The following is a 17,159-nucleotide window of genomic DNA, read 5'->3' as shown; positions in this document are numbered from 1 at the left end:
TCGAAGGAGCCGGGTGCGCCCGGCGCAGAAGGAGAAGAAATGAGCGAGATTACCTATCCGTGCGATACGAGCGTTATCGAGCAGGTGCTTCCGCACCGCGATCCCTTCGTATGGGTCACGCGCGTCGTGGAATGCGAGCCGGGCGCACGTATCGCCGCCGAGCTCGACGTCGATCCCAACCTGCCCCTCTTCCAGGGGCATTTCCCGGGCCATCCGGTGTTGCCGGGCGTCATCTTGATGGAAGCGCTCGCCCAGGCGGCCTCCTTCTGCGTGCTCGTTGACAAGGGCGACGAAGGTCGCATCGGCTTCCTCACCGGAATCGACAAGGCCAAGTTCCGCCGCCAGGTGCGCCCGGGAGAAACCGTGCGGCTGGAGGCCCAGATTGTGAAGAGCGGATCGCGCATGGTCGTCGCCGACGTCGTGGCCACGGTCGACGGGGACGTGGCCGCCACGGCGACCCAGAAGTACGTGCTCGCGACCGCCGCCCAGCAGGCGTAAGGGAAGGGCGCGAAGATGACTGACAAGACCTACTACACCTACGGGAACGGGAAGCCGGCCGCGAGCGAGCCGGCACCCGAGCCCGAAGTGGCCTACCGGTTGGAGGGCATCGCCAACGAAGCGTCGGGCGCGCGCCAGGCCCCCAACGGGGTGGCTGCCGCCGACCTTTCGGAATACACGGGCGTCTCGCACGACGAAGCCCATGTGGGCGCCCTTTCCGAAGGCACCGACTTCGACGACGACGGGGTGACGCACGCCCTCGTGATGACCCAGGGGCGCACGGCCCGCGCCTTGCTGTTGGCGGTATCCGATGCGGGCATGCGCGCCTATGCGCCCTATACCAAAGACCACGACCACGCCGCCCACCTGCGCTGCGCCTATGGGCGCGTCTGCCTGGGGGAGACCTATTCCGACGCCCTCTTTGCCAACTCCCACGCCGTGCTTTCAGCCGCAGCTGAAGTGGGCGCATCGGTGATCCTGCTCGACGGCGTCTCCCGCGAGCTCGCCGGCGTCGATAGCTTCCTTGCCCGCGCCCAGAAGCGCCAGATCGAGGTCTTCTGCACGGTCGACCCCGAATCGCCCGCCCTCGGCTGGATGCGCTGCGCAACCGACGTGCCCGCGCCCGCAGAGGATCGGTGGGTGACCTGCAAGCACTGCGGCCTCGTCTTCGACGAGCGGTCGGTGGCCGAGCGCTACCATACCTGCCCCTCGTGCGGGGGATACTTCCGCATGGATTCCAACGCCCGCATCGCCTTCACGCTCGACGCCGGCACCTTCGAGGAATGGGACGCGGGCCTGCCCGAAACCGACCCGCTCGCCTTCCCCGGCTACCTGGACAAGATCGACATGCAGCGCCGCAAGACCGGGCTGGACGAAGCCGTGCGCACGGGCGTGGGAGAGATCGCGGGCATCCGCACCGCCTTCGGCGTCATGGAATCGACCTTCTTCATGGGGTCGATGGGGGCCATCGTGGGCGAGCGCATCGCCCGCATGTTCGACCGCGCGACCGAAGCGGGCCTGCCCGTGGTGCTCTTCACCGCGTCGGGCGGGGCGCGCATGCAGGAGGGGCTGGTCTCGCTCATGCAGATGGCCAAGGTGTCGTGTGCGGTCGACCGTCACGGGGCGGCGGGCCTCTTCTACGCGTCGGTGATCTGCGACCCCACGACCGGTGGCGTCACAGCCTCCTTCGCGACCCAGGGCGACGTGGTGCTCATCGAGCCGCACGCGCTCTTGGGCTTCGCCGGCCAGCGCGTGATTCGCGACACGATCCGCCAGGAGCTGCCCGCCGGCTTCCAAACCGCCGAATTCGCGCTCCAGCACGGTTTGATCGACGCGATCGTGGCGCGCGAGGACCTGCGGCAGACGCTCGCCCACCTGCTCGCCCTGCACGAGGCGAGCCGACCCACCACGCTCGCGGCAGGCGAGTCGGAGGCTATCCTGTCCTATGCCGGCGTGAACCGCGCCCTCGAGGCAGGCAAGCGCGGCTACGACCACGTGGTCTACGCGCCCCTGCCCGTGGCCGACGACGCCGAGGACGGCGAGGGGGACGGCGGCCCAATCGGCGCGATCGCCCGCAAGATCGTCGACGCGGTGACGAGCAATGGGTCGGCCGAAAAGCGCGCCCAGCGCGTCATGCTGCGTAACGAGCTCGATTCCGAAGACGGGGCCTCGCTTTCGGCTCAGGTGGAAGGCGACGACCAGGCCCGCGCCCGCCTGAAGATCGCAGCCGCCCAGATGGCCAAGGAAGACGCGGCCGAAGAGGTCAACGGCGCCTGGACGAGCGTGCAGATGGCCCGCAACACCCACCGTCCCACGTCGAAGTACTACATCGACCGCATTTTCGACGGCTTTATCGAGCTGCACGGCGACCGCATGTTCGCCGACGACGGCGCGATCGTGGGTGGCGTGGCCTGGCTGGGCAACCAGCCGGTCACGGTGATCGGCGAGGAAAAGGGGGCCGACCTGCAGGAGCGCATCAAGCGCAACTTCGGCTGCCCCCAGCCCGAGGGCTACCGCAAGAGCCTGCGCCTCATGCGCCAGGCCGAAAAGTTCAATCGGCCGATCGTCTGCTTCGTCGACACCCAGGGCGCCTATTGCGGCGCCGATTCCGAAGAGCGCGGGCAGGGCAACGCGATCGCCGACAACCTGCTCGCCATGGCAGGCCTGCGGGTGCCGGTCGTGTCGGTGCTCTGCGGCGAAGGCGGTTCGGGCGGCGCCCTCGCCTTGGCGGTGTCCAACAAGGTGGGCATGCAAGAGCACGCGGTGTATTCGGTGCTGTCGCCCGAAGGGTTCGCGTCGATCCTGTGGAAGGACCGGTCGCGCGCCGACGAGGCGGCCGCGGTCATGCGGATGAACGCCCACGACGTCTACGAGATGGGCATCGTCGACGAAGTCATTCCCGAAGGCGACAAGCCGGCGCACGAAAATCCCGAAGAGGCCTGCGCGGCGGTGCGCGATTTCATCGTGCGGTCCCTGGGCGAGCTCGCCGGGCGTTCGGGCGACGAGTTGGTGAAGCTTCGCCACGAGCGGTTCGCCCGCTTCTAACCCAGGCGATCTGGGGCGATTCCCGCCTGCGCCTGCGCAGGGAGTGCAAGAGAGCCGGGTCCTGCGGGGCTCGGCTTTTTCATGCGGTGCGGGGGGTCCTGCGGCCCTTGCCGGATGGGCGCTCTTATCGTTTCAGGCTGGGTTCAGCGGGAGGGCCTATGCTTGACGCAGGGAACAAGATACGTGAGAGAGGGGTCCCAGATGGCAGATGCGACCACGAACAAGAAGGCGTGCGTGCCCGAGCGCCGGCCGGCGGTCACGGTCGCGGCGTCGGCGGTGGCCTTGGCGCTCGCCCTGGGCGGGGTGCCTGCCGCGGCGCTTGCCGACGACGGGCAGTCGCAGGCGTCGAATGGAGCGGCCCAGAACCAGCCGGCGACCCCTCCCGATGCTTCGGGTGGGGCCGCCCCCGCAGGTGGACAGCCGCCTGCCGGCGAGGGGCAGGCGCCTTTGGGCACCGCCCCTGGCGGGTCGGGCGGCGGGGCGAGCGCCACCACGTTCGATTACGCCGGCGCCTATACCGGCGCGAAGACCGCCGACGGCGCAAACGAGTCGTCGACCAACGAGACGATTGCGGCCACCGACGCCGACCAGAACGCGGTCCTGGTGCGCAAGGGCGGCAGCCTCACCCTGCAGGGCGCCACCCTGCAGAAAGCGGGCGACGGGTCGAGCGACGACGCCTGCAACTTCTACGGGGCCAACGCGATTCTGCTCGCCGTGGGCGACGCTTCGACGGCGGCCGTGTCTGATTCCGCCCTTTCCGCTTCTTCGAAGGGGTCGAACGGGATCTTCGCGACCGATGGGGCCTGCGCCTGGGCGCGCAACGTGAGCATAGAGACGACCGCCGACAACTCCCGCGGGCTCGATGCCACCTACGGCGGTAGCGTCGTCGCCGCGAACGCCAACATCACCACCCAGGGCGGCCACAGCGCCGCGGTGGCGACCGACCGGGGCGGCGGCAACGTGTCGGTTGCGGGCGGAAGGTTCCAGACGGCGGGTGCGGGTTCGCCGCTCATCTATTCCACGGGCGTCATCGAAGTCGACGGCGTCATGGGGACGGCGACGGGTAGCCAAATCGCCGGCCTCGAGGGCGCCAACACGATTTCCATCGCCAACTCTCAGCTGGCGTCCACGCAAACGGGGACGTCGGGCAGCGACCCGGTGGCCGACGGCGTGATCGTCTACCAATCCACGTCGGGCGACGCCGAAGCGTCGAGCGGTCAGACGGCCCGCTTCCAGGCGGTCGATTCCACCCTGTCGAGCGCCATCCAGTCGGGGTCGCTGTTCTACCTCACCAACACCAAGGCCTCGATCGTCTTGCAGAACACCGCGCTCGATTTCGATAGCGGCGTCGCCAACCTCCTGCAGGCCGAAGGCACCAATGCCAACAACTGGGGGAGCGCGGGTAGCAACGGGGCCACGGTGAGCCTCACCGGCATCGGCCAGACGCTCGCCGGCAACGTCCAGGTCGACAGCATCTCGTCGGCCGAGGTCTTCCTGCTGCAGGGGTCTACGTGGACGGGTGCGACCCAGGTGACCGAAAACGCGAGCGCGACCCAAGCGAGCGGTGGGTCGATCGCGGTCGATGTCGACGGCACGTCGACGTGGGTCGTAACGGGGGACTGTGCCGTTGCCGACCTCAATGTGGCCCAAGGTGGCCGCGTAGTCGACGGCCAGGGCAATTCCGTGCGCATCGTCGATGCGGCGGGCAATGTGCTCTCAGACGGCACGAGCAGCGTGACGGTGACGGTGTCGGGCGCCTACGGCACGACCGTTGCGACGTCTGCCGAAAACGAGGTGCAGGAGGCCACGATCGACCGCAGCGGGTTCGAGAGCGCCTTCCAGGCAGGGGCGGATACGAGCGCGACCAGCACCGAAGCCGTGGAAGAGGCGTCGACCGAGGCGACGAGCGAGAGCGGCCGCACGAGCGGCAAGGGCTCCGGCGTGTGGGAGGCGATTTTGGGCTTCTTCCAGTCCCTGTGGTCGTAGAAGGGATGCGGGCGCGGCCTCCTGCGGGCGGTCTCGCCTACCCGCATCGTTCGAGCTCGCGTACCCGCAAGCGGTCTTCCGCGTCAAGTGGTCCGCGCGCTCTCGCATGCCTGAGCGAGCAGGTAGCCCGCGAGAGCGTCTTCGCGCCTTCACGGAAACAGGCACTACTCCTTGAAGCCTATCGGAGCGACCAATGCGGGAAATGCTCGCATTATCATGGTGTCGGGCGACTTTTGACGTAAATATCCCTATTTCGCGGTTGGCAAGGGGGTTTGCCTTCCTTTTCTTCCGCTTCAGGGTAAAACAATCAACAAACCATTAAATTTTGTACAGTAAACTGAGGATGATAGTTCTACCTTGGTTGAAGGAAGCGCGAAATAGGCGTTTTTACGTCATTTCTCCCTGCCGGCGGTATTTCGTGCGGGGCCCGCGCGCTCTGCCGTCTTCCGAGACGGGTATCGATGCGCCGGGGCCAATCGAGTGCGGCCGACGTCTCAAGGAGGACGGTATCGTCTGGCTCTCGCTATCAGCGAGCCCGATGCGGCGAACATCTGGAGGAGGGCATCGTCTGGCGTGCCGGTTGCGAGCGGCATGCGGGCAGCGACCGGGAGCGGCGCCATCGTTCGATGCACGGTGGCCTTGTCGGACGGAATAGGGACGCTATTCCCGGAGACGATGGGGGAATGGTGACGAACGGATGACCGTTGGGCGAAGGCGCGCGCTTGCCCCTTACAATAGGAACCGCTGTACGAGTCCTCGTTCGAGGGCTCGTTTTTTCTGCTGGATATATGCGAACGTGCGAACGGGGACGGGCCGGTGCGAAGGCCGGGGCCCCGGGCGGAGCTGACTTGTGCCCGCTTGACGCGCGAACGAGAGGCGGAGCCCGCACGCTTCGCCGCAAAGGGGATGGATGCATGGGTCTTACCAAGCAACAGAAAATGATGATCGCGGTGCTCTTGTCCGGCACTCTGCTCGTGGTGCTTAACGCCACCTTCCTGTCGCCGGCGCTGCCACATATCATGCGCGACACGGGCGTCGACGCGACGACGGTGCAGTGGCTCACGAGCGCCTATTCGATGGTCGAGGCCGTCGTCATTCCCCTCAACGCTTTCTTTATCGGGCGCTTCAGCACGCGCAAGCTCTTCATCGGCGGCATTGCCTGGTTTGCGCTTGCCTCGGTCGTGGCGGCGCTCGCGCCCAACTTCGGCGTCCTTCTGCTCGCGCGCGTGATGATGGCCATGGCCACGGGCATCATCATGCCGATGGTCTTCACCCTGATCCTGCTCATCTTCCCGCGCGAGTCGCGCGGAAGCGCCATGGGCATCGTCGGCCTCATCATCAGCTTCGCCCCGGCAATCGGCCCCTCGCTTTCGGGCGTCCTCGTCGACGGGGTGGGCTGGCGCATGCTCTTCGTCATCGTCGCCGTTATCGCCGCGCTCGTCGTGATCTTCGCGAGCCTTTCGCTCGAAAACTTCCCGGGCTTCGAGCGCGTGCCCTTCGACGGCCTGTCCGTCGTCATGCTCCTTGCCGGCATGCTCGGCTTGCTCTACGGCATTTCCACGGCCACGACGGCTGAAGTCCTCGCCCTTCCGATCGGCCTTATCGCCGCGGGCCTCGTCCTGCTCGGCCTGTTCGCCTACCGCCAGACCAAGCTCGAAGTGCCCGTCCTGCGCGTGCAGGTGCTCAAGAACCGCCGCTTCCGCACGGTAGTGGTCCTCATCGCCCTCATGCAGGCCGCCCTCATCGGCTCGGAAGTGGTCCTGCCCATCTACGTCCAGCAGGTCATGGGCAACACGGCCACGGTGTCGGGTCTGCTCATGCTGCCCGGCGCGGTCTTGGGCGCCATCTCCGGCCTTATCGCCGGCCGCCTGTTCGACCGCAAGGGCGTGCGCGGCGTGGTCGTGTTCGGCGCGATCCTTTTGGCCATCGGCGCCGTGGGCGTGACCACCTTCAACATGGACATGTCCATCCTCATGGTCACGGTGGTCTACAGTGTGATGTCGATCGGCATCCAGTTCCTCATCACGCCGCTCAACACCTGGGGCGTCAACTCGCTCGACAACAGCGTCGTGCAGCACGGCAACGCCCTTTCCGCGACGACCAACCAGGTGGGCGCCTCCTTCGGCACCGCCTTCATCGTGAGCCTCACCGCCCTGGGCCCCCTGGTGGCGCCGGCGGCCTCCGACGCACGCGCCGTCACCTTCGCGGGCGTCCACCTCGCGTTCACGGGCATGTGCGTGCTCTTGCTCATCGTGGCGGCCAGCATCATCCTCTTCGTGCGCGACACGCCCAAAGAGCGTACGGAAGCCCAGATCAAGAAGGCCGAACGCGAGGACCGCATCCGCACGGGTGTGCCCGGTATCGACCGTCCCTGGGTTGTGGCCGACCTGATGAACGAGCGCTCGCCCTACGTGACCGTGGGCGCCACCGTGCGCGACGCGATCGACGCCATGCGCACCACCGAAACGAGCGGCGTGCCGATCGTCGATGCCGACCGCACGATCGTGGGCTTCGTGTCCGACGGCGACGTGCTCAAGTACCTGTCGGCCCAGTCGGGCCGCTATACCGACGGCACCAACTTCTTCACCGTCATGGAATCGGAAAGCTTCCTCGACCGCCTGCACGACCTGCTCGACTTGGACGTGATGCGCATCGCGACCAAGAACGTCATCTCCTTCGAGGCGTCCGACGACCCCGAAGACGCCTTCAAGACCCTGGCGGAAAAGCGTATCAAGAAGGTTCCCGTGACCCGCGACGGCAAGCTCGTGGGCTGCCTGTCGCGCCGCAACGTGCTCAACGGCCTTGCCACGGCCGAAGCCCAGCTGGCCGTGGCGGCCGACGCCTAAGGGCGGTCCCGTTCGGCTATACTTGCCAAGAAACCGCCAAAGAAGGAGCACGCTATGGAAAAAATCGCCAGCTTCACCGTCGACCACCTGCGCCTCGAGCCGGGTATCTACGTGTCGCGCAAAGACGCCGACCCCGCGACCGGAGCCGTTGCCACCACCTTCGACCTGCGCATGACCGCGCCCAACCGCGAGCCGGTGATGGATACGGCCGCCGTGCACGCGATCGAGCATCTGGGCGCCACCTACCTGCGCAATTTCGACGAGTGGAAGGACCGCATCCTCTACTTCGGACCCATGGGCTGCCGCACCGGCTTCTACCTGATCGTCTGGGGCGACTACGACGCGGCACAGGTCGTGGAATTGGTGCGCGGCCTCTTCCAGTTCATCGCCGGCTTCGTAGGCGAGATTCCCGGAGCCCGTCCCCAGGAATGCGGCAACTACCACGATTCTGACCTGGCCCAGGCCCAGTGGTGGGCGCGCCGCTACCTGGACCAGACGCTGACGGGCATCGACGAGGCCCATCTGACCTACCCCCAGTGCTAGGCGCCGCCATGAACGCAACGCTGAACATCGGCATCATCGGCGCGATGGAGGTCGAGGTGGCCCTGCTCAAGGACCAGCTGACCGATTCCCGCACCGAAGAGCGCGCCGGCATGGCCTTTTCGTCGGGCCTGCTGGGGGGCGTGCCCTGCGTGGTCGTGCAGTCGGGCGTGGGCAAGGTCAACGCGGCGCTTTGCACCCAGGTGCTCGCAAGCGTCTTCGGCGTCACCCACGTGATCAACACGGGTGTGGCCGGTTCGCTCGACGCGACCATCGACATCGGCGACGTCGTCGTGTCCACCGACTGCGTGCACCACGACGTCGACGCGACCAACTTCGGCTATGCCCCCGGCCAGGTCCCGGGCATGCCTGGGACCTATCCGGCAGATGCGGCCCTGCGCGCGGCCGCCCTTGCGGCGGTGGCGCACGCCGCCCCCGACATCGCCGCCTTCGAGGGCCGCGTGGCCTCGGGCGATTCGTTCGTGCGCGACGCCGCCGAAAAGGATCGCATCGCCCGCACCTTCGGCGCCCGTTGCTGCGAGATGGAAGGGGCGGCGATCGCCCAGGCCTGTACGGTCAACGGTCTGCCCTTCGTCGTGGTGCGGGCCATATCCGACAAGGCCGATGGGTCGCAAAGCGAGCTCTACCCGGTCTTTGAGGCCAAAGCCGCCCGCCACTGCGCCTCGATCGTCTCTCATCTGGTCGCCCACCTTGCGCACCCGCAGGATGCGGGCGCGCACGCCCCCGCCCGTTCGTAAAAGGAATCTCCCATGGCTCAACCGCTCACCACCGCACAATACGGCCAGCTGCTCACCCACCTGATCATGGAGCTTTTCCGCGAACGCGGCCAGGCCGTGTCGGCTCCCACGATGGCGTCCGACAAGGATCCCGAAAAGCTCTGGCCGGTCTTTCGCGCGCTCGTGAACACCCGCGAGCCCGCGCCCGCGAGTCCGGAATTTTTGGCTGAACAGGACAAGCTCCTCACCTCGATGATCGCCGCCGACGGCATCGTGCCCGTCGACCGCACGGTTCCCGTGCCGGGCAACCCGCGCCTGCGCGTGTGGCAGGGCGACATCGTCGACATGGAAGCCGACGGCATCGTCAACGCCGCCAATTCCGAACTGCTGGGGTGCTGGGTTCCCGGTCACAACTGCATCGACAACGCGATCCACACCTTCGCGGGCGTGCAGCTGCGCCTCAAGTGCGCCGAAATCATGCAGGCCCAGGGCTTCAGGGAGCCGGTGGGCCTGGCCAAGGTGACGCCGGGTTACAACCTGCCGGCCCGCTACGTGATCCATACGGTGGGGCCGCAGATCGCCGAAGGCGCCCGCCCCACGGCCGACGATCGCGCCAAGTTGAAGTCCTGCTACCGCAGCTGCCTCGACGCGGCGCTCGCCCACGATATGAAGAGCATCGTCTTCTGTGGCATCAGCACGGGCGTTTTCGGTTTCCCCGCCAAAGAGGCCGCCCGCATCGCCATAGGGGAGGTCACGCGATGGCTCGACGAGCATCCCGATACCGACCTCACCGTGGTCTTCGACACCTACGAGGATTCCGACTGGGACATCTACACCAAGCTGCTCAAGATGAACCGCGGCTTTGTGTAGGAAAGAAAGCTGCCCGCATGGGGCCTGCCTTCGAGCGGGCCCTTTGCTTTGTCAGACGGCCGTAAGCGCGCCGCCTGTTCCCGTTCGCGCAGCCGTTTGCGCAGCTTTCGCGGGCGGCGGCGCGGGGCAGGCGCGCTCGCGTACAATAGTGCGCGATAGAAGACCCGCTTGAGAGGACTCCCATGAATCTCGTTTGCTTCGACCTTGAAGGCACGCTGGCGCCCGAAATCTGGACCTCCTTCGCCGATGCCGCCGGCATTCCCGAACTGCGCCTGACCACCCGCGACGAGCCCGACTTCGACAAGCTCATGCGCATGCGCATCGAGGCCCTTGCCGCCCACGGCTGTACGGTCGAGAAGATTCAGGAAACGGTGGCCGGGCTCGAGCCCTTCGAGGGCGCTCGCGCCTTCCTCGATCGCCTGCGCCCGCTGACCTCGCTCGTGGTGGTATCCGACACCTTCACCCAGCTCGCGGTGCCCCTTATGCACAAGCTGGGCTGGCCGGCCATCTTCTGCAACGAGCTCGTCGTCGACGAGGCGGGTGCGATCACCGGCTGGAGGATGCGCGCCGCCGCCAAGAAAGAGCAGGTCGTACGTCAGTTTCAGAACATCGGCTGCGAGACGATCTGCGCGGGCGACGGCTTCAACGACGTGGGCATGATCCGTGCGAGCAAGGCAGGCTTCCTCTTCCGCACCACGCCCGAGCTTGCGGCGGCCAACCCCGATATCCCTGCTCTCGAAAGCTACGACGACCTCTTCGACGCGATCGTTGGCGCCCTCTAGCGCGAAGCCGCACAGGGCGCCTGCCGTGCGGGCGTCTCACCGCACAGGAAAAGGCCCGGCCGCAGGCGCACCTGCTGCCGGGCCTTACTCGTCATGCGCGCAGAGGCGCGCTTCCTATTTGAACCACTTGCTCTTCGAGAAGAAGAGGGCGACGAGCAGGCTCACGAGCAAGGCGAAGGCCCCGGGCCACAGCCAGGTGTCTTTGAAGGGGAGCACGTCGGTGTTCATGCCGTAGAAGCTGAAGATGATCGTGGGCATGGCGAGCACCACGGTGATGATCGTCAAGGTCCGCATCGTGCGGTTCAGGTTGTTGTTGATGACGCTTGAGAAGGTGTCGGTCGTGCTGTCGAGAATGTTGGTGTAGATCGCGCACATCTCCATAGCTTGGCGCAGCTCGATGAAGACGTCGTCGATCAGGTCGCGGTCCTCTTCGTAGAGGCGGATGAAACGGCCGCTGTTGACCTTGGCCAGGGTCGATTCGTCGGCCTTGAGCGAGGTGGTGAAGTAGACGAGCGACTTTTCGAAACCGAGCATCTTGATGAGCTCTTCGTTTTCCATGCTCGAGCGCAGCTGGCTTTCGATGCGGTTGAACTGGCGGTCGATGTTGCGCAGGTAGACGATGTAGCGCTGCGAGATGCGCAGGAGCATGAGCAGGAACATGCGGGTGCGCTGGTTGGTGTTCATCCGGCGCATGCGGCCTTCGGCGAACATGTTGATGATTTCGTTGTCGCGCAGGCTCACGGTGACGAGCAGGTCGGTTTCCGGAAGGAAGATCAGCGACAGGGGGTGGGTGTCGTACTGCACGATGTCGGGGTCTTCGGCTTCGCTGGCGTCTTCGACGAAGGGGCAGTCGACGATGATGAGCACCTGGCCCGTGTCGTCGTCGAAGTCGACGTGGGAGCTTTCCTCATCGTCGAGCGCGGACCGCACGAATTCGGGAAGGATGCCCAGCTCCGACTGGAGCCAGTCGCGTTCTTCGACCGTGGGGGTGTCGACGTTGATCCAGCAACCGGCTTCGGGCGCGTCGATTTCCCGCGTGACGTAGCGGTCGTTTTCCAAGGTGGTCTTGTAGCACCCGATCACGGCATCTCCCCTCTGATTGCTCGTTTGCGCAGGTGCATTGTACCGCCAATGGGCAAGCGGGCAACCAGGCCTACGGGAAACCCATTAAGGGCGCCGAACGGGAAAAGGCATCGCGATTTCCAAAACTGTCTTGTCAGATGTAAAGACAAGGTGCATACTCGCACGCAACACGAGAGCGAATTCCCGGGAAGGACGGGCCTATGGAAGACGACAAAGATCTGGCAGAAGAGGTGCGCCGTCTGAAGCGCGAGCGCCGGGCGGTGGTGCTCGCTCATTATTACGTCGACGGTGCCGTGCAGGACGTCGCCGATTACGTGGGCGATTCCTACGGGCTCGCCAAGCAAGCGGCCGCCCTCGACTGCGATGAGATCGTCTTCGCCGGTGTGCGCTTCATGGGGGAGTCGGCCAAGCTTTTAAGCCCCGACAAGCGGGTGCTCATGCCGGCGCCCGACGCCGGTTGCCCTATGGCAGCCATGGCCGACGTGGAAACGATCGACCGCGTCCGCGCTGCGCATCCGGGCATCGCGGTCGTCTGCTACGTGAATTCCACCGCTGCGGTGAAGGCGGCTTCGGACGTGTGCGTGACGAGCAGTAACGCCGAGCGAATCGTAGCCGCGCTCCCGCAGCGCCAGATCTTTTTCACGCCCGACCGCCATCTGGGCCATTACTTGTCCGAGAAGCTGCCCGACAAGGAATTCATCCTGAATCCCGGCTTCTGTCCCATCCACGAGGCAGTGCAGCTTTCCGAAATCGAAGAGGTCAAGCGCGCCCATCCCGAAGCCCGCGTGCTCATGCATCCCGAATGCCCCCAGTGGGTGCTCGGCGAAGCCGATTACGTGGGATCGACGGCGGGAATCATCAAGCAGGCGGTCGAAGGCGATGCGCCCGCCTACCTTATCGTTACCGTCTGCGGGGTCTTGCATGAGATCGAAAAGCGCACAGGCGGCCAGGGCAAGCGCTTCTATTTCCCCCGAACCCGCCCCGTCTGTCCCAACATGCGCAAGGTGACCCTGCGCAAGGTGCGTGACTGCCTGCGCGATGGCACGGGCGAGGTGCCGCTGCCGCCCGCCGACGTGTGCACGGGCGCCCGCGCCGCCCTTACGCGCATGCTCGACCTGGCGCGTTAGGGGGCAGCCATGGACGCGCTTGAAACCTTCGACGTCGTCATCGCCGGCTGCGGGGCGGCGGGGCTCTACACGGCCCTGCACCTGCCGGCGGCAACCCGCGTGCTCATGCTTTCTAAGGGACCGCTCGACCACTGCGATTCGATGCTCGCCCAGGGTGGCATCTGCATGCTGCCCGAGCCCCGCGACTACGATGCCTTTTTCGCAGACACGATGCGGGCGGGCCACTTCGAGAACCGGCCGAGCAGCGTGGATATCATGATTCGCGGCAGCAGGCCGGTGATCGAAGACCTCGTGGCCCGGGGCGTGCGGTTTGCCCGCAACCCCGATGGCTCGCTCGCCTTCACGCGCGAGGGGGCCCACAGCCGCCCGCGCATCTGCTATCACGACGACGTCACCGGTCAGGAGATTACGACCCACCTGCGTGCAGGCGTGCGGGCTCTGCCCCACGTGCGCATCTGGGAAAACGCCCCGCTCGAGGATATCGTCGTGGAAGAGGGGCGCTGTGTGGGCGCCGTCGTTTCTCGTGCAGGTGGCCGCGTGCGCATCGCCGCGCGCGACGTGGTGCTTGCGACCGGCGGCATCGGCGGTCTCTATGCGCATTCCACCAACTATCCCGAGCTCACCGGTGACGGGTGCCGGATCGCGGTGGCCCACGGCGCCGAACTCGAGCACATGGACTACGTGCAGATCCATCCCACGAGCCTGTACACGGGCACACCCGGTCGCGCCTTCCTCATTTCCGAAAGCGCGCGCGGGGAGGGCGCGGTTCTGCTCGACGCGCAAGGGAGGCGCTTCACCGACGAGCTCGCCCCGCGCGACGTCGTGTCCCGGGCCATCTACGACCAGATGAAGAAGGACGGCACCGATTACGTGCGGCTCTCCTTCGCCCCCGTGCCGCGCGCGACGATTCTGGGGCATTTCGCCCATATCCGCGCCCGTTGTCTGCAGGAAGGCTTCGACATTGCGCGCGAGCCCATTCCCGTGGTGCCCGCCCAGCACTACTTCATGGGCGGCGTCCGCGTCGACAGCGACTCCCGTACGAGCATCCCCCACCTCTACGCGGTGGGCGAGACGAGCTGCAATGGCGTGCATGGGAAGAACCGCCTGGCAAGCAACAGCCTGCTCGAAAGCCTCGTATTCGCCCGCCGTGCGGCGCGGGCGATCTGCGGGGCGGGAAACGAACCCGCCCGCGTGGCGCCCGAGCCCACCTACGCGCAGCGGGAAGCCCGCCGTGCGGCTCAGGAGAACCCCAAGGAGGACGCATGGACCCCGCAACGATGACCGCCCTTGTCGACCCCCATATCCGTGCGGCCCTGGCCGAAGATATGAACGCCGGCGACGTGAGCACCGACGCGGTCGCGCCCGTGCCCAAGCGGGCCCGGGTCGACGTGGTGTGCAAGCAAGACGGCGTAATCGCCGGCACCGCGGTGTTTGCCCGGGTGTTTACCCTGGTCGACCCCGCAACGGCGGTGCGCTTTTCCGTCGCCGACGGCGACGAGGTGCGCGCGGGAGCGGTGATCGGGGTCGTGGAAGGCGACGTGCGGGTCCTTCTGTCCTGCGAACGGGTGGCGCTCAACTACCTGCAGCGTATGAGCGGGATCGCCTCCTACACGCGCCGGATGGTCCGTGCGCTTGCGGGAGCGGGCATCGTTCTCGTCGATACGCGCAAGACCACGCCCACCCTGCGCGTCTTCGAAAAGGCAGCGACACGGGCCGGCGGGGCCCGCAACCATCGGTTCAACCTGTCGGATGCGGTTATGCTCAAGGACAACCACATCGCCGCAGCGGGCGGCATCGGGCCTGCCGTGCGGGCCGCTCGCGCCCGGGCTCCCTTCACGAGTCGCATCGAAGTGGAATGCGAAACGCTCGACGAGGTGGGCCAGGCGCTCGCGGCCGGTGCCGACATCGTCATGCTCGACAACATGGGCGAGACCGACCTGCGCCGTGCCGTCGACCTTATCGCTGGGCGCGCGGCCGTCGAGGTTTCGGGCAACGTGACCATCGACAACGTGGGGACCTACGTCCGCCTGCCCATCGACTACCTTTCCAGTGGCGCCCTCACGCATTCTGCTGGTATCCTCGACCTGAGCATGAAGCACCTTTCGATCGAGGAGTAGGGCCTATGGCGCAATCGCAGGCAGGGAAGGCGCGTCGCGAAGGCGTTCTCGAAGCCCTGCGCGCGGCGCTCGGCCCCCTTTCGGGGGCAGAGCTTGCCCGGCGTTTCGGCGTGAGCCGGCAGGTCATCGTCCAGGATGTGGCTCTCTTGCGTTCCCAGGGGCACCGCATCGAGGCCCTGCATGCGGGCTACGTGATCGCGGGTCCAGTGGGTTGCGTGCGGCTCGTGAAGGTTCGCCATGCCGAAGACCAGATTGAAGACGAGATGCGCACGGTGGTCGATTGCGGCGGCGCCCTGCTCGACACGGTGGTGAACCACCGGGTCTACGGTAGGCTTTCGGCCCCCTTGAACGTGCGCAACCGCCGCGACGTCGAGCGGTTTCTCGAAGACTTGCAGGCGGGTGTGTCGTCGCCCCTGTTGCGCGTGACCGACGGCTATCATTACCACCATATCGAGGCCGAAAGCGAAGCGGTCCTCGACGAGATCGAGGCGGAGCTGGCCCGCAAGGGCTACCTGGCCAAGCGGCTTCCCTACGAGAAAGATTTGAAGTGAGCGCGCGGCCTGCGGGTGCGGCGACGCCTGTGCGCGCGGCTGGCTGAGAATGCACGGAATGTAGTCGGATTTTCGGTACGCTGGCTCAAACGTCGAGGAATGTAGTCGAGCATCTGAGAGTCGTGGGGGCAGACGGCATTAATAAACCGGCGAATGGCGGATTTTACTGAAAACAAACCGATTGCCCACTGCATATCTCACGATTTGAGCCAGCGGCTCCCGCTCTCTTTTTGGCGCAGCCGACGCCAGCTACTTCCTATAGGTCTTTGCGCTCGTAGAGGCCCGCATCGTAAAAACCCAGATGGCGATAGTATTCGCGCGTGCCTACGGCGCTGATCACGTTGATGCGGGCGTATCCCGCCTCCCGGGCGATCTCGCAGGCCCTCTCCACGAGCGCCCGCCCCAGGCCGCGGTGTTGGGCCCCGTGGGTCGCTCCGCCCAGCTTGGCCGCCCGCCCGTAGACGTGCACCTCGCGGATCATCGCCTCGTCGGGCGACGTGGGCAGGTCGTAGCGGTCGAAGGCTTCCGGGTGGGGGAGCGACAGCCGCAAGAAGCCGGCGATCCGCCCGTGGGGCGTGACCCATTGCAGGAAGACCTCACGCGTGACCGTGGTTTCGTAGGGAACAGCCTCGAGGCGCACGTCTACGTCGTCCATGTCGTGGGTGCCCACCTCGCGGAAGCGGATTTCGCGCACCGCGCCCGCCTTCCCCTGGCGCTCGATTTCGGCGTCGACCATCTGGCGCAGGTTGGTCTTCTTGTTGCCCGCCATGATGTCCTGCGCCGAAATGTCGCGGATCATGCGGCTGATGCGGGTGTAGGGCGGGGTGGCCAGGGTATCGGCTACGAGCACGCGCACGAGGTCGTCTTCGTCATAGGGCGCCCAGCGGCCCTCGCGCCAGGCGCGGGCCAGCCCCGTGCCGTCGACCAGGGCGCAGGGGTAGATCTTCACCTCGTCGGGCAGAAAGCGGGGGTCGGTGACGAAGGTGCGGTAGTCGGCGATGTCCCCTTCGGGCGTGGCACCCATAAGGTTGGCCATGAAATGGGTGTGCTCTTTGAAACCGAAGAGCCTGATGAGCTCCATGGCCCGTTGCACGCACCCTGGCTCCATGGCCCGCTGATTGGCGGCGAGGATGTCGGGCCGCAGACTCTGGATGCCGATCTGCACCTTGGTGGCGCCCAGGTGGCGCAGGTCGCGCAGGGCGGGTTCGGAAGTCGCGTCGGGCCGGGTTTCCATCACGAAGCCCACCACGCGATGGGGTGCGGTCTCGTTGGCGCGCTGCTCGGCTTCGAGCGCGTCCCAGCTGCAGGTCTGCCAAGCGCTCGCCGCGCGCCAGGCGGCGTTGCGGGCGTAGGCGCCGTGCCAGGCCTCGTTGTAGGTTTCCTCCCCGCCGTCGATGCGGGCCTGAGCGGCGGCGGTCTCGCGGGAAAGGGTCGCGTCGTCGCAGGCGATGCCGCAGCGCGCGTAGGCGGCGCGGCGG

14 protein-coding genes are annotated in these 17,159 nt (G+C 66.4%); 12 read left to right on the top strand and 2 right to left on the bottom strand.

Annotation, left to right across the window (positions count from 1 at the left end; genetic code table 11):
- Positions 1-39 precede the first annotated feature (39 nt).
- The 8 genes from fabZ to thrH all read left to right on the top strand — a co-directional run bounded on the left by fabZ (position 40) and on the right by thrH (position 10,803).
- Positions 40-498 carry a 3-hydroxyacyl-ACP dehydratase FabZ gene (gene fabZ / locus BN3270_RS03350; RefSeq protein WP_058985775.1) on the top strand — a complete coding sequence of 153 codons (459 nt, stop codon included), beginning with the start codon at positions 40-42 and terminating at the stop codon, positions 496-498.
- A 15-nt stretch (positions 499-513) separates the two neighbouring features.
- Positions 514-3,042: an acetyl-CoA carboxylase carboxyltransferase subunit alpha gene (locus tag BN3270_RS09240; protein WP_082673316.1), complete on the top strand. Its 2,529-nt coding sequence runs from the start codon at positions 514-516 to the stop codon at positions 3,040-3,042.
- Between the two features lie 201 nt (positions 3,043-3,243).
- A complete protein-coding gene (locus tag BN3270_RS03340) occupies positions 3,244-5,028 on the top strand; it encodes a hypothetical protein (RefSeq protein WP_058985774.1) in 1,785 nt (594 codons plus the stop codon).
- A 914-nt stretch (positions 5,029-5,942) separates the two neighbouring features.
- The gene (locus BN3270_RS03335; protein ID WP_058985773.1) at positions 5,943-7,874 is read left to right on the top strand and encodes an MDR family MFS transporter; all 1,932 of its coding nucleotides are present in this window, start codon (positions 5,943-5,945) and stop codon (positions 7,872-7,874) included.
- A 54-nt stretch (positions 7,875-7,928) separates the two neighbouring features.
- Complete coding sequence (locus BN3270_RS03330; protein WP_058985772.1) at positions 7,929-8,417, top strand: S-ribosylhomocysteine lyase; 489 nt, start codon at positions 7,929-7,931, stop codon at positions 8,415-8,417.
- Positions 8,418-8,425: 8 nt separating this feature from the next.
- Positions 8,426-9,172 carry a 5'-methylthioadenosine/adenosylhomocysteine nucleosidase gene (locus BN3270_RS03325; protein WP_058985771.1) on the top strand — a complete coding sequence of 249 codons (747 nt, stop codon included), beginning with the start codon at positions 8,426-8,428 and terminating at the stop codon, positions 9,170-9,172.
- Positions 9,173-9,184: 12 nt separating this feature from the next.
- Positions 9,185-10,021: a protein-ADP-ribose hydrolase gene (locus BN3270_RS03320; RefSeq protein ID WP_058985770.1), complete on the top strand. Its 837-nt coding sequence runs from the start codon at positions 9,185-9,187 to the stop codon at positions 10,019-10,021.
- Positions 10,022-10,203: 182 nt separating this feature from the next.
- Positions 10,204-10,803 (top strand): bifunctional phosphoserine phosphatase/homoserine phosphotransferase ThrH, encoded by a 600-nt coding sequence (thrH, locus tag BN3270_RS03315; protein ID WP_058985769.1) that lies wholly within the window; start codon positions 10,204-10,206, stop codon positions 10,801-10,803.
- 114 nt (positions 10,804-10,917) lie between these two features.
- Here thrH and BN3270_RS03310 read toward each other — a convergent pair whose 3' ends face one another.
- Positions 10,918-11,886 (bottom strand): magnesium transporter CorA family protein, encoded by a 969-nt coding sequence (locus BN3270_RS03310; RefSeq protein ID WP_058985768.1) that lies wholly within the window; start codon positions 11,884-11,886, stop codon positions 10,918-10,920.
- A 200-nt stretch (positions 11,887-12,086) separates the two neighbouring features.
- Between BN3270_RS03310 and nadA the strand changes: the two genes are divergently transcribed.
- The 4 genes from nadA to BN3270_RS03290 are packed head-to-tail and all read left to right on the top strand — an operon-like array spanning position 12,087 to position 15,681.
- Positions 12,087-13,013, top strand: coding sequence for a quinolinate synthase NadA (gene nadA, locus BN3270_RS03305; protein WP_058985767.1), 927 nt, complete (start codon positions 12,087-12,089; stop codon positions 13,011-13,013).
- A 9-nt stretch (positions 13,014-13,022) separates the two neighbouring features.
- The gene (locus BN3270_RS03300; protein WP_082673315.1) at positions 13,023-14,294 is read left to right on the top strand and encodes an L-aspartate oxidase; all 1,272 of its coding nucleotides are present in this window, start codon (positions 13,023-13,025) and stop codon (positions 14,292-14,294) included.
- Positions 14,276-15,130, top strand: a complete 855-nt coding sequence (gene nadC / locus BN3270_RS03295; RefSeq protein WP_058985766.1) for a carboxylating nicotinate-nucleotide diphosphorylase — start codon at positions 14,276-14,278, stop codon at positions 15,128-15,130. The genes BN3270_RS03300 and nadC overlap by 19 nt, the downstream gene beginning before the upstream one ends.
- 5 nt (positions 15,131-15,135) lie before the next feature.
- Positions 15,136-15,681 carry a transcription repressor NadR gene (locus tag BN3270_RS03290; protein ID WP_058985765.1) on the top strand — a complete coding sequence of 182 codons (546 nt, stop codon included), beginning with the start codon at positions 15,136-15,138 and terminating at the stop codon, positions 15,679-15,681.
- A 256-nt stretch (positions 15,682-15,937) separates the two neighbouring features.
- On the opposite strand, the gene BN3270_RS03285 is transcribed toward BN3270_RS03290, so the two are convergent.
- On the bottom strand, positions 15,938-17,159 hold a 1,222-nt coding region (locus BN3270_RS03285; RefSeq protein ID WP_058985764.1), incomplete at its 5' end, for an elongator complex protein 3.

It is taken from the genome of Hugonella massiliensis, assembly GCA_001486445.1.
GTDB classification, from domain to species: domain Bacteria; phylum Actinomycetota; class Coriobacteriia; order Coriobacteriales; family Eggerthellaceae; genus Hugonella; species Hugonella massiliensis.
The sequence above is the reverse complement of the archived record's forward strand: the minus strand, read 5'-3'. Positions and strand labels throughout refer to the sequence as shown.